The sequence below is a fragment of the Leucobacter viscericola genome, assembly GCF_011299575.1.
Classification (GTDB): Bacteria; Actinomycetota; Actinomycetes; order Actinomycetales; family Microbacteriaceae; genus Leucobacter; species Leucobacter viscericola.
Window position 1 is genome coordinate 1,080,693 of record NZ_CP049863.1, and the last position, 13,605, is coordinate 1,094,297.

General features: G+C 61.6%; 7 protein-coding genes. 4 read left to right on the forward strand and 3 right to left on the reverse strand.

Annotated features, from left to right (window positions below):
- The first annotated feature begins 69 nt into the window (after positions 1 to 69).
- Positions 70 to 663 (forward strand): hypothetical protein, encoded by a 594-nt coding sequence (locus G7068_RS05060; protein ID WP_166289800.1) that lies wholly within the window; start codon positions 70 to 72, stop codon positions 661 to 663.
- Here G7068_RS05060 and G7068_RS05065 read toward each other — a convergent pair.
- The 3 genes from G7068_RS05065 to G7068_RS05075 form a co-directional block, all read right to left on the reverse strand.
- Positions 660 to 1,706, reverse strand: coding sequence for a hemolysin family protein (locus G7068_RS05065; RefSeq protein WP_166289803.1), 1,047 nt, complete (start codon positions 1,704 to 1,706; stop codon positions 660 to 662). The genes G7068_RS05060 and G7068_RS05065 overlap by 4 nt on opposite strands.
- Positions 1,703 to 3,079 (reverse strand): hemolysin family protein, encoded by a 1,377-nt coding sequence (locus G7068_RS05070; RefSeq protein ID WP_244304683.1) that lies wholly within the window; start codon positions 3,077 to 3,079, stop codon positions 1,703 to 1,705. Before G7068_RS05070 ends, G7068_RS05065 begins: the two co-directional genes overlap by 4 nt.
- 148 nt (positions 3,080 to 3,227) lie before the next feature.
- On the reverse strand, positions 3,228 to 5,303 hold the full coding sequence (locus G7068_RS05075) for an RCC1 domain-containing protein (RefSeq protein WP_166289806.1): 2,076 nt from the start codon (positions 5,301 to 5,303) through the stop codon (positions 3,228 to 3,230).
- A gap of 515 nt (positions 5,304 to 5,818) precedes the next feature.
- On the opposite strand from G7068_RS05075, the gene G7068_RS05080 reads away from it, so the two are divergent.
- The 3 genes from G7068_RS05080 to G7068_RS05090 all read left to right on the forward strand — a co-directional run bounded on the left by G7068_RS05080 (position 5,819) and on the right by G7068_RS05090 (position 13,596).
- Complete coding sequence (locus G7068_RS05080; protein ID WP_166289808.1) at positions 5,819 to 7,426, forward strand: SpaH/EbpB family LPXTG-anchored major pilin; 1,608 nt, start codon at positions 5,819 to 5,821, stop codon at positions 7,424 to 7,426.
- 99 nt (positions 7,427 to 7,525) lie between these two features.
- Positions 7,526 to 8,500 carry a class C sortase gene (locus tag G7068_RS05085; RefSeq protein WP_166289811.1) on the forward strand — a complete coding sequence of 325 codons (975 nt, stop codon included), beginning with the start codon at positions 7,526 to 7,528 and terminating at the stop codon, positions 8,498 to 8,500.
- A 20-nt stretch (positions 8,501 to 8,520) separates the two neighbouring features.
- A complete protein-coding gene (locus G7068_RS05090; protein WP_166289814.1) occupies positions 8,521 to 13,596 on the forward strand; it encodes an RCC1 domain-containing protein in 5,076 nt (1,691 codons plus the stop codon).
- The last annotated feature ends 9 nt before the right edge of the window (positions 13,597 to 13,605 follow it).

Genomic DNA, 13,605 nt, shown 5'->3' on the forward strand with positions numbered 1-13,605 from the left:
ACCGGCTCTCAATTTCCGGGCGTAGTGTGTGGGCTATACGCTCCCGCTCCCCCGCTCTGAGAGGCAGAATTGTTCAGCATTCTCGCGACGCGCACATCACGAAGCAGTCTTGGTGTGATCGCGATTGTGACACTCCCGTTGTGTCTCGTGTCGTGCGCGAGCACGCAGGGTGTCGGTGCTCCCGCGGCCGAGTTGCGGGCCGCCACCGGCTCGAATTTGCTCACGGTGCCAGCGGAGCACGTCTACGAGGTGACTGACGTGAAGCTGCTTGCGCCCGCAGCGACCTCGGCGCTGGGGAAGTCCGTTCAAGATCATGTCGACCCCTCCGGGTTTATGGTGATGCACGACGGCGTCATCACACAGGCCGAGCTCTCGGTGAGCCTCGCAGGACTTCACGAGGCCTCGTTTGTGCTCACCGAGCCGACGGTGCTTCGCCGAGAGGGCCGCGACGACTCGGTCGTCTACGCAACCGGCACACTCTCGGTAGAGGGTATCGAGCAGCGTTCAACCCAGCTCAAGCTCACTCCGAGCCAGATCAGCGACAAAGCGGCCGAGTTCGACGTGAGCTTTGCCCTCCCGAAGGCCCTCCTCATCGCGGGTGGCGCGGCCGGTGTCGGTGAGGTCTCAGCTCACATCTCCCTCACCGCGGAAGACCAGAACTAAGAGAACCGCCGCCGCCTCGTGGCGTCGTGCACCTCACCCACCAGCTCTTCGATCACGTCTTCAAGGAAGACCACACCAATTTCGGTGCCCTCGCGGTCGAAGATGCGCGCGAGGTGAATCCCCTTCGCCTGCATGCGCGCGAGTACGTCTTCAAGCTCGGTGTCGACGTGCAGTGACACCATCTCGCGGATCCGCTTCGCTGGAATCGGCTGCGTGATCCGCTCCTCGCTCAAACGCACAAGATCCTTGATGTGCACGTATCCCGCAAGCTCATCGCTCGGTCCGGCGATTGGGTAGCGTGAGAAGCCGTGTTTCGCGACGGCAGTTTCGACGTCTTCCGGCGTCGCCCCAACGGGCAGCACCACCAGTCGATCACGGGGAACCAGCAAGTCTTTCGCCTGCTTTGTCGTGAACTCAAACGCGGCCGTCAACGCACCACTGCGGTCTTCAAGCACACCCTCGCGAGTTGAGTGGCTCACGATCCCCGCGACCTCTTCCAGCGTGTACGTGCTGGTCGTCTCAGATTTCGGCTCGACCTTAAACAGTCGCAGCACCCCGTTCGCAATCGCGTTTAGGGCGGCGATCACGTGGCGCAGCACACGAGAGATCCACACGAGCGGCGGCGCGAGCAGCAGCACGGCCTGATCGGGCATCGAGAATGCCGCGTTCTTTGGCACCATCTCGCCGAACACCACATGCAGATACGACACACCAAGCAGCGTGAGCACAAAGGCGACAATGGTCACAACCTCAGCTGACATGCCAGTCCAGGCGAGAGGTCCCTCAAGCAGGTGGTGGATCGCGGGCTCTGAAACATTCAGGATCAGCAGCGAGCACACGGTGATGCCGAGCTGGCTGGTCGCGAGCATGAGCGTTGCGTGTTCCATCGCGTAGAGCGCGGTCTTCGCACGCTTCGATCCGGCCTCGGCTTTGGGCTCGATCTGCGAGCGGCGAGCAGAGATCACGGCAAACTCCGCGCCAACGAAGAACGCGTTTGCGATCAGCAGCAGCACCAACCAGAGGATGCCTAACCAGTCACTCATGAGGCACTCCCCTCGTTCGCGGCCGGGCCTTCGGGGTCGACTGCGGCAGCACTCTCAGGATCGGCGAGATGTGCCTCCTGGGGAGCACTCTTAAAGCGCAGGCGCGCGATCCTGCGCCCGTCCATGCGTTCAACTCGCAGCGTGCCGCCGTCTGGCAGCTTGACCTCATCACCCTGCTCTGGGATGCGCCCAAGCTCTTGCAGCACGTATCCGGCAACGGTGTCGTAGTCGTCGTCCTCGGGAATCACGATGCCCGTCTGCTCAAGCACCTCGTCGGGGCGCAAATCAGCAGGGAAGGTCATTTCGTCGGCGGTACCAACAACACCAGCGGCGGCGCGGTCGTGCTCATCGGCAACCTCACCAACGATCTCTTCGACCAGGTCTTCGAGGGTCACAATTCCCGCGGTGCCGCCGTACTCGTCCACGACAATCGCGAGCTGGAAGCCCGAGGTGCGTAGCTCTTCAAGCAGCTGGTCGAGGCGAAGGGTGTCGGGCACCCGCACAACGTCTTCAGCAAGCGCAGCCACGGGAACCTCGGCGCGCTTCGCACGGGGAACGGCAACTGCCTGCTTGACGTGCACAACACCGATAACGTCGTCGCGATCCTCGTCGATAACGGGAAAGCGCGAGAGGCCGGTGCGGCCAGAGAGTTCAAGCACTGCCTGTGCGGGCTCGAGGCGCTGCAGGCTTTCGATCTTGAGGCGCGGGGTCATGACGTCACCGGCGGTGCGCTCGGCAAAACGGAGCGTGCGGTCGAGCAGCGTCGCGGTATCGGCCTCAAGCAGGCCGGCATTCGCGGAGTGGCGCACCAGCGAGGAGAGCTCTTCGGCCGAGCGAGCGCCCGACAGTTCCTCTTTCGGTTCGATTCCCATGCCGCGCAGAATCCCGTTTGCGCTGCCGTTGAGCAGCGCGACGGCCGGTTTGAACGTTGTGGTGAAGGCAGCCTGCGCAGGCATGACCACCTTCGCCGTCGCGAGCGGCTTTGAAATAGCGAAGTTTTTCGGGATGAGTTCGCCAACAATCATCGAGAACACCGTGGCGATGAGGATCGCGAGCGGCGCGCTGATGGCTCGACGAAATTCCTCGGGCACCCCCACCGCACCAAGCGGCCCGTCAAGGAAGCCGCTGATGGCGGGCTCAAGGGTGTAACCGGTGAGCAGTGTGGTTAGCGTGATGCCGAGCTGCGCACTCGAGAGGTGAGTCGATGTGCGTGAGAGCCCACGAATCACTCGGTCGAGCCCGGTTTCGCCGCTCGAGCGTCGCCGCTCAAGGTCTTGCCGGTCAAGCGCAACAAGAGAGAACTCGGAGGCAACAAAGATACCGGTGCCCACGGTGAGGATCACGCCGATCCCGAGCATTACCCACTCGTTCACAGCTGGCCTCGCAAGAGGATGTGATGCCGCGCCTTAGCGCGGCAGGTACTCGGGGGGTCCGACTGTCTTCGAGAATCTGATTTCATGATCAGAACCACCCTACACATTTGTGCCTGGGGATACACCCGTGTCGCATAGAAATTTGCGACTAGCCTCTTGCGACTCGGCGGCGGCGAAGCGCGAGCAGCGCGCCCGAAACGGCGACCGCGATCCCAGTCACAAGCAGCGGCGTGAGGTTCGCGCCGGTGTTTGCGAGGCCCGTCGCTGGAGGCGCCGGTGACGTCGGCGCCTTCTCAGTCACGACTGGAGTCTGCGTGGGCGTTTTTGTCGGCGGAACCTTGGGACCAACAAACGTGACCGCGGTTGTGAGCTTTCCGCTCACAGCGACGATGGGGCCGTCGCCCGCGGGCGTATCGTTTCGCTGATCTACAAATGCCTTCGCCTCAACGGCGTACTCGCCGCCGGTCTTCGACGTCACCGGCAGGGTCACCCTGCCCTCAGCATCAAATCGCACGGGGTCCGCGATATCTCCCGCGGTCACACTGAGCCCCTGGCCGAGCGTGAACTGCATCGCGGCTTCGCCAACGAGCGGGATCTCCGCCTCGGGCAGCTCCACGATAGCGAGTGCCTGTTTGTCGACGTCTGTCTTCGCCGGATCCATCTGGATCGTTGGGTCGAGCATAAAGGTGAAGTAACCGACAAGGTCGGTGCTTGGCTGATCGCCAAACCACGAAACATAGACCGGAACCCGCCCCGAGATGTGGCGGGGAGCCTTTACGACGAGCTTGCCGTCAACGACGGTGCCTCTCACCCCGACCGTGTCATCATCACCGAAGTACACAATGCTGTTGGTGCTGGGCTGAGCGAGCGTAATGGGCACGGGTGTTGGGCTCATGGCGTCGGCGGAGGTATCGACACCGGGGTTGCCGAGTTGGCCGTACCAGGAAGCACCCCAGGCCCAGGCGTTCGTGCGGGTCTCGTCGTGAAAGTCACCGATGGCGGTTGCGTGAGAGTCTCCGCTGTACACGCGGTCTGCAATAAGTGGCACCCCCGGGCTGCGCTCAACGCGCACCGGAACCGCACTTGAATCACCCAGGGTCGCGGGATCCTGACCCAACTGACCGTATGCGTTGTTGCCCCAGGCCCAGACCTGTCCCGTCGCGTCAACTCCAAATGCTGACGACGCGGCGTGATCCACCCACTTCATAACGAGCTGTGAGCCGTCAGCCCCGAGGATCGGAGCAGGGACGCTGGTCGCTCCGGTCACGGCGGTGCCGAGTACCCCGGCTCGGTTGTTGCCCCAACCCCAGACCCGACCCTCGCTGTCGCGGGCAATCGCAGAGTTGTAACCAGCGCTGATCTGCACGTAGCGCGCCTGATCGCCGTTGGTGTCGAGCAGCGGGCGGGCGCGTGGCGAATCACCCGCGGGCAGCCCGAGCTGGCCGTTGCTGTTACTCCCCCATGCCCACGCAAAGCCATCAGGATCAAGGCCAAAGGAGAAGTCTTCACCGCCGATCACCTCTGAAAACTTCATCTGGTCGCCCGCCGCATTGAGCACGGGCGTCGCGACCGTTGAAACCGGGGTAGCAAAGACGTAGCTGTTGGAGATACCGCCGAGCTGGCCGTAGTAATTGCGGCCCCACGCCCAGGCGCTCCCGTCTGCTTCGAGGCCAAACCCAAAGTTGATCCCGGTTGATACCTTGGCAAAGCTCATCTGGTCGCCGGCCGCATTCAGCACGGGGACCGGAGTTACGGTACCCGCAACGTTTCCTGGAACAGAGGTGTTGCCAAGCTGCGCGAAGTTGTTACGACCGTAGGTCCAGGCCGCACCGGCGCTGTCGAGCGCAATGCTGAAGTTTCCGTCGGCCGCGAGATCCTTTGCGCGCAACTGTTTGCCGTTCACGTCGAGCATCGGCACCGGGTACGGCGCGAAAATGAAACGACCGAGATACTCGCTGTTGCCAAGCTGCCCGAACCCGTTGATGCCCCAGCTCCAGGCGTTACCTTCCGTGTCGATCCCGAGCGTGAAGTTCGAGCCCGGGTGGATGCTTTCAAACTCGATCGTGCGGTCTTTGGCCGGAAGCGTGATCTCGGTGCCCCCAAGAACCGTTCCCGACCACTCGGGAAGCTGGTCGCCCGGCGCCGCACTCGCGGGGGTTATTCCCAGCGCAGTCGCACCGAGTACCACAGCAGAAGCAACGAGGGAACGAGTCAAACGTCTCACAGCGCAATATCCAATCGACGGGCGGCGTCAGCGCACCCCAGCGGGGGCCGCACACTTAGAGGCTAGGTACTCAAAACACCCACGAACGGGGTAACGGTCGAAGTTCCGTGTCTGCACGACAAAGTTCCGTGCAGCTCGATAGAAGACCAGTGCGACACGCAAACACGGTCTTTTTCTTCGCGAGCACGCAAGACGCACATTCTGAACGCGAGAGGCACACGGAAGATTTACACGTGTTCACGACAGATCGCCCAGATCCGCACGATTGCTTCCAGCCCCAAACATAGGCTCGGACCCACTGAAGGGCGCACTATGCGCACCGAGTGGTCATCACTCCCGCATCTCTGAGAGTCAGTGCCCCCTTCGGACGCATCGAACACCGCGGTTGAGGCGTGCGGCCTCCCTTATTGGTTCTTCGGAGGTCGCACGCCTTAATCGGCACGATTCGGCTGTCTCGATTGCTGCACTCATGAGTTCGCAAGCGCTGCGTGCTTAACACAGAAAGGGAAACCTAGTTGACTACCACCCCCACAGCACGGCGATGGCGAGGCGCCATGGCGCTGCTCGCTGCCACCACAATCGGTGTCATCGGTATCGCGATGCCCGCTTCGGCCGCCGACCCCGTCTCACTGATCAACAAAGACGCCAAGGGCTCGATCACGCTGACGAAGTACTCGACGCCGAACGATGAGCGTCCAACAACCGAGGGCGACGGCAAGCCGTGGACTCCCCCGGCGGGATCAAACTCCACCCTGCTCGAGGGCGCTACCTTCGAGCTCTACAAGGTCAATGACGCCAACCTGGCTGACAAGATCGATCTGACCACCAACCTGGGTTGGCAGAACCTTGAGAAGCTCATCACCAAGGTTGGCAAGAACCCGACCGCGGCTGAGATTGCACTCAAGGAGCCGAACCTCGGTCTGGCACTGGAGAGCGAGCAGACAACCGGCGCCTCGGGTGTCGTGAAGTGGGAGACGCTCTCCCTTGGTCTGTACTACGTTGTGGAAACCAAGGTTCCCTCCGGCCACAAGGCGTCGCAGCCGTTCTTCGTCACGATTCCGATGACGGATCCGGTGAACCTTAACGACTGGATGTACGACATCCACGTCTACCCGAAGAACATCAAGGATGACACCGCAAAGGTTCCGCTCGACGCCGAGAAGCACGTCGTTGGCGACGAGATCATCTGGGAGATCCGCACCACGATCCCGAACAACAACAACCTCACCATCCTGAAGATCACCGATATTCTCAGCGAGGTTCTCGACTTCAACGCTGCAGATGCGTCAGCACTTCAGATGCAGATCGGCACCACCTGGGAAGACACGATGAACAACAACACCTGGCTGACCCCGGGTCTTGATTTCTCGGTGAATGTCGCTCCTTCCGCGGGCGCTGGTTCGAACGACAAGATCACCGCGACCGTGGCCCCCTCCGGCCTCACCAAGGTGAACGGTAAGAAGGGCCAGACCCTCATCACCCACATCAAGACCACCGTGAACAACAAGTTCGCTGGCAACGGTGAGGTTTTGAACAACGCTGGCATCATCACCAACAAGCCCGGCTCGAACATCGAAGAAGAGGCGACTCCCCCCGAGTCGATCTCAAAGTACGGCAAGGTGCGTGTCAACAAGGTCAACGCTCAGGGTGCTGCCCTGAAGGACGCCAAGTTTGACGTGTACTACTCGCACCTCGAGAGCCCCAACTTCTCGAACAAAACCGACCCGACGGTCGGTTACGTGAAGACTCCCGTCACCTGCGACATGACCGGAAAGACCTTCTGCGAATTCTCCGTGCGTCTGTCTGACTGGGCAGAGAACATGACGGTTACTGCAGGCGATAGCCGCTACAACTACTACTTCCTGGTCGAGACCCAGGCACCCGGCGACTACGAACTACTCGCCGAGCCCTGGAAGTTTGTTGTTGAGCAGTCCGACGTTGACGGTGACTACGTCAAGAAGGTCGCCATTGACGTGGTCAACGTTAAGCACGGCGGCGGAATTGAACTTCCGTTCACCGGTGGCGCAGGCACGATCATGTTCGTTGTGATTGGCGCGGCACTTCTCGCTGGCGCAACGGCGATGACCGTTATCCGGTCGCGTCAGCGCAAGTCCGAGGTCTAACACGGGCCCTGGCTCTCAACGCCAGTGACCTGTGAGGGTCGGTGCGGGGTGATCCCTCGCACCGACCCGCACTCGGATACGGGAAGCAAAAGGAGAAGGATGCCTCGCAAGGCAGCAGTCGCTGAACGCGCGCGCACACCAAACAGCGCACCAGCAAACAAAAACGCAACCGGGCGTGCGTCCAAGGGCGCGCGGCTGCACCGTCTCCTGATCTGCGGCATCGCCCTGATCGGGGTAGTGGTCTTTCTTTTTCCCACGATCGCGAACTGGTTTTCTTCCCTCGATTACAAAGAGCAGCGCGAAAAATACACGGAACTAACCCAGAGCCTCTCTTCAGATGAGCGGGACCGTCTGTTGTTCGCTGCCCACAACTACAACAAGCACCTGCCGAGCGGACCGCTTCGCGATCCCTACATGCTCGATGACGCCGGACAAACGGTCGACCTTCGTGACGACAACGAAAACTACCTGAGCCAATTGAATCTCGGAAAGGGGAAAGAAATGGGATGGATCGAGATCCCGAACATTCACGTTTCCCTTCCCATTCACCACGGCACCGATGCTAAAACGCTCGAGCTGGGTGCTGGGCACCTGCACGGCTCCGCACTGCCTGTTGGCGGCACGTCAACACACGCGGTCGTCACCGCACACTCAGGTCGTGCCACCTCACAGCTTTTCACCGATCTCGACAAGCTCAAGAAAGGCGACGTCTTTTACTCCGAGGTTCTCGGTGAGCGGTTCTACTACCGGGTCGACAACATTGAGGTTGTTGATCCCCTCTACTCCGGTGACAAGCTTCGCCAGATCGCCGGCGAGGATCACCTCACACTCTTGACCTGCACACCGACCGGTGTGAACTCGCACCGCCTCCTCGTTCGAGGCGTGCGCATCGACAACCCCGAGGGCGAGTCTGCCGAAAAAGAAGTGCGCGCCAAAGACTATGTAGCCGACTTCCCCTGGTGGATCCCGGTGGTTATTGGTGTGCCCACCACCGCGTGGTTTGTGCTCGCGGCAGCCGACAAACGCGGTGGGCGAACCCGGCGGAACACAACAAACAAGCTGGCAGCCCGATGAAAGCGAAGAGGAACAACAGCATGGAACAGGCCCGTCGGATCGCGCGGCGCAAGAGGCTGCTGGCATCGATTGTCAGTGCAGCGCTCGTGGTTGGTGTAGTCGGGGCAGGATCCTCAGCCGCGCTGGCAGAGGCGCCCAATGAGGCACCTGTGACCCAGACGGAAAACCCGACCGGCGAGACTGAGCCGACCGATCCCGGTAATACCGGCGGCGATGAGAATCCCGGCACCGGCGAGACCGCAAACCCCGACGAGACCCCGCGGCCGGAAACCCCAGCCCCCGAGGTCCCGAGCGGCGAGGATCCTGCCGCCCCCACACCCGAGAACGACCAGCCTCTACAGGTACTCAGCGGCGAGACCGCCGAAGCGGCCGCCTCCCCCGAGGCAAACACCATCGCCCCGGCGGCAGAACCCTACGCGACGGGCACCTGCCCTGCCATTTCTGCGCAGGAGTACAGCTTTGGTAAGGGCAACACCTACGGCATCTCCGATGCACGTGAGGGCACGGTGCTCGGCTACAACGGCGTACCGACCGACCTCGGTACTAGCAACCAGCACTTCGCGTACTTCCCGCTGCCGACCACAACCACCACGCCAACGGTGAAGACTGACTACGCAGAGACGCTGACCTACTCGAAGTACGTCGACGGAACCACGGGCACCTTCGGGCTCTCCATCGACAAAAACGGCACGGTGGGCTCCTGGGGCGGTAACAAGTACGGTCAGCTGGGGCGAGAGTCTGCCATAGGATCACAGTCGGTCAATGCGCGCGGCACGGTTGACACCCTCCCAACAAACGAAAGCTATGTTCAGGTCAGCGCCGGCGGCTCACACGCCATCGCACTATCCGCTTCGGGCAATGTCTACGCGTGGGGCCTGAACGATAAAGGCCAGCTCGGTCAAGGAACAACCGACAGCACCGCGGGTGCCAACCACTACGCAGCCCGGGTCAAGTTGCCAGCAGGAACCAAGATCATGCAGATCAGCGCTGGCATGGAATACAGTCTCGCGGTCGACACCAAGGGCCAGGTCTGGGGTTGGGGCCGCGGTGCCGACAACTCTCTCGCCAACGCTGGTGGCCCGAATCCCACCATCATCACCGGCCTGCCAAAGGCGCAGTTTGTCACCGCCGGCTACCACCACTCGGGGGCCATCACCGCCGACGGCGACCTCTACATGTGGGGCCTCAACGCGAACGGCCAGCTTGGCACCAACAACACGAGCGTCGCGATCCAGAAGGTCGCCGGCCCCGCCGGTCTCAAGTGGAAGCATGCTTCAGCGGGCAACGCGAGCACCTGGGCGGTCACCACGTCTGGTGCACTTTACGCGTGGGGCTACAACGGCCACTTCCAGCTCGGCATTTCAGACGGACTCGACAAAAAGATTCCGACGGACACGGGCCTCACCGGGATCGTTCAGGTCTCAGGAAACAACTACGTCGGGGCGGCGGTCTCCAGCGACGGCGCGGTTCGTGTCGCCGGCAAAAACGCCAGGCTTCAGCTGGGGCTCACCGGCGGCGAGTCGATTATCAATAAGAACTGGGGCTACCTCTCGTTCGGCGGCACGTACAAAGCCAAACAGGTCGCCGTTGGCATTAACGCGATCGGTGCGAAAGGCACGGGAACCGCAAGCTTCGCGGCGGTGCATCAGGTCGACCACGCCGTGGGTTGGGGCTTTGGCTACCAAGTCGGTCATGGCGCAAACTCGAACGTACCCACGCCGAACTATCTGACCATCACAGGATCGCCAACCGCGGTCTCCCCCTCCCCCGAGGGCGAGACGACCGTTATCGACACCAGCGGCCTCATCACCTTTGGCAACCCGCAGACGGAGTCGCAATCAATCTCGGGCTGGCAGTATGCCAAGAACACCCAGGTGGTCACGGTGGGCAGCACGAAGTACCTGCGAGGTGATGTACCAGCACACGTTGCGGGATCCTCCCCCGTTTATCTCAAGTGGAACGCAGGCCCCAACACGTCTTGGCAGCTCAAGGGTTGTTACAAGTACACGATCGCGTTGAAGACCGGTTCAACACCGAATCCGTCACCGCACGATGGCACCGTCGACGTCACCGCCGGGTTCTACGATCCGCAGGAGGCACCCTACGCGGGTTCAGCGCTCGCAGACATCTCGATTCCGGCCCTGAGCGGATCACCCGCGCCGTTGACACTGGTTTCAGGATCAGCCGTGACGAGCCTGCCACTGTCAGGCACCGCGGCGGGCAAGGTCAAGCTTGCAGTACCGAACCCCGCCGCCAACAACGGCGCAAACAAGTGGAAGTACCCGACCACCGCTACCGCCAGGGTGGTCACACCAACCGCGGGCAACCTCGTGGTGAGCAGGAACACTCCGGCGGGTGACGTTCAGTTCGTCAAGGACGGTGTCGTTGATCCCGATCCCGACCCGGATCCCGACCCCGAGTACACCTGCGACGTCGAACCAGAATGGGTCAACAAAGAGAAGGTCAGCGGCAACGTACTCGGCTACGACTCCGCGGCTCGAAAAGACGACTACATCAAGGTGCCGGTGCCAACGAGCGCTGGCATTGTGAAGGTGTCGCTCGGCGCAACCGCTCCGGCAAAACAGTTTGAAGCCGACCCGAACAACCGTCCGTTTGGCACAGACTCAATGCTCTACGTGCAGCGCTCAAGCGGTGCTCACGCGCTCTACCTCGACAAAGACGGCAACGTCTGGGGTACGGGAAAGAACAATCTCGGGCAGGTCGGCAACGGTTCCACCGCGAACGTGTCCACTCCCGTGCTGGTGCTCGGCCCGGGCGCGACCGGCAACGCCAAGACCGCAAAGATCAAAGACATCGCGGCCGGAGCAGACCACTCAATCGCGCTCACGGAGAACGGCGAGATTTACCAGTGGGGATCAAGCGCATCGCTCGGAAAGGTTGCGATCGCCAGCGCAACGGCAATCTCTTCACCCGAGAAGTCGACCTCACCCATCAAGTTCACGGAGATTGACGCCGGAACGAACTTTAGTGCGGCAATCGCGGGCGGAAATATCATCTCCAACCAGTCGTCCAACGGTCTTGTTTACGTGTGGGGCCAGAACAACAAGTACCAGCTGGGTGAGGGTGGCACCTCGGGTGCCACTATGAAGGCTGCCCCCTACCCGGTTCAGGGTAGCCTCGCGGGCAAAACGGTGACGCAGCTCTCTGTGGGCAGCGAGTACATCATGGCCGTTGTAGCTGGTGCTCCAAATGACCTGCTCTACATGTGGGGTGGTAACACAGCCGGAGTGATGCCCGGTACTCGGGCGGGTGCAGCAGACGCAGTCCGCATCGGATCCCCAACGTTGAACAACGGCGTGTCAGGCAAGATCAAACAGATCGAAGCCGGCGATAAGAATGCTTACGCGGTCACTACCACTGGCGCCCTCTACGCCTGGGGAGCAACCGGTTGGGGCGCTGCGCTCATGACCCACGTGTGGCCGAACACGCTCAATAGCGACAGTCTCCAGACAACCCCGCGCATCGGCAACGGCACGAGCGGCATTAAGTTCACGGGGGTCTATTCCGGTCACTCAATTGTGTACATGACGACCGAATCCGGTGACGTTTACGCGGCCGGCAACAACCGCCGCCCGAACGGGTCGGTGCTCTACGGTGATCTCGGCATCGATCAAAGCGCTTGGGACACCCCCGAGCCCAATGTGCCTACGAAGGTGCCCGCTCTCAGCGGAAAGGGTGTCACCGACATTCAGGCCGGCTGGACCGGAACACAATACGCATACCCGGTTGTTGGCCTCGCGGTGATCGCAACAACCACTGACGGGCTGTATGGCTGGGGCGGTAACCGCGCCGGCGAGATGGGCCCTGCCATTACCTCCGATACGGAGAGTGTTGCTTCTCCCAAGCCGCTGAACATTGGCATCGGCCAGAAGATCACTTCCGGCACGGTGTACTTCGGCGATCCGGCCCAGGGCATCGGCTTTGCTAAGTCGATCCCCGTGTCGGTGGACCAGAGCAACATCGTGACCGAAAACGGCAAAGACTATTTTGTGGTGCAGATTCCCAAACACGTTGTGGGCCAGGTTGAGGTACACACCGACTGGGGTGCTGTCGGCAAGCCCAAGATGATCGGCTGCTACAACTACATGCTGTCGCTGAAGATCTGGCCGTTCAAGTACCCGGAAGAGGCCGGCGGCACGGTCACCGTGACGGCGCAGGTTGGAGCCGGGGAAGAGTCACTCACCGGAAACGCCCGCATTGACATCTTCATTCCGAACCTCGGGACGGGCGCGACAAATGAGCTGCGTTTGGTCGCCGGGCAGAGCCTCACGGGCCTCACGATTACCGGAGGCATTGCAACCACTCAGGTCAAACTGCGCGACCCCTTCCCCAACCCGACCGAGCTGAACGGCGACTGGAAGTACCCCGACGACGCAATTGCCTGGATCCCCACAAAATCGCCTGTTTCGTCGCTCGCCAACGACCCGACCGCGCAGGTAGTGAGCAACAAGGCGAAAGATAACCCCTACAGCATTCCCGAGGTGTGGTTCACGCCCAAGGACGAGGGCGTTGACGTCTACCTCTGGAAGACGGGCGAGTCCACCACTAGCCGCGTCGTTGGTATGTCGGGCTCCAAGTGGCAGATCTACGGGAACAACACGGCGACCTCGCCGAACTCTCCCGACAAAACGAAGACCGTTGCTGGCTTTGACATGGAGATTCCGAACCCGAACACCGGCAACCCCGAGCGCGAGAAGGGCTGGTTTACCGCCAAGCTCAAGCCGGGCATCTACTGGCTCGTTGAGACCAAGGCCCCCGCGGGCTTCCAGCTGATGGCCACACCGCTGCAGTTCCAGGTCTTCAGTGACGGCAGCATGCGGGTTCTGATCGGCCAGTCCGGCTACACCACGGTGACTAGCGACTGGAAACCCACCGCGTACAACTACGACACGCTGGTGGTTCGGGATCCGGGCGCAACGCCCCTCCCCGAGTCTGGTTCTGCTCCGTGGTGGTGGATCTCGGTCGCGGGTCTGCTGCTGCTCGGTGTGAGCGTGGTGCTCGTGGTGAGAAGGTTCTTCCCGGGCAGGCTCTCTCTGAGCCTGGTTGCGAAGCCAGATCCCCGGCACGCAGCCTAGCGGCAACCC

Coding starts and splice junctions, on each gene's coding strand:
- G7068_RS05085 (WP_166289811.1), top strand. CDS start 7,526: ATGCCTCGCAAGGCAGCAGTCGCTGAACGCGCGCGCACACCAAACAGC.
- G7068_RS05090 (WP_166289814.1), top strand. CDS start 8,521: ATGGAACAGGCCCGTCGGATCGCGCGGCGCAAGAGGCTGCTGGCATCG.
- G7068_RS05065 (WP_166289803.1), bottom strand. CDS start 1,706: ATGAGTGACTGGTTAGGCATCCTCTGGTTGGTGCTGCTGCTGATCGCA.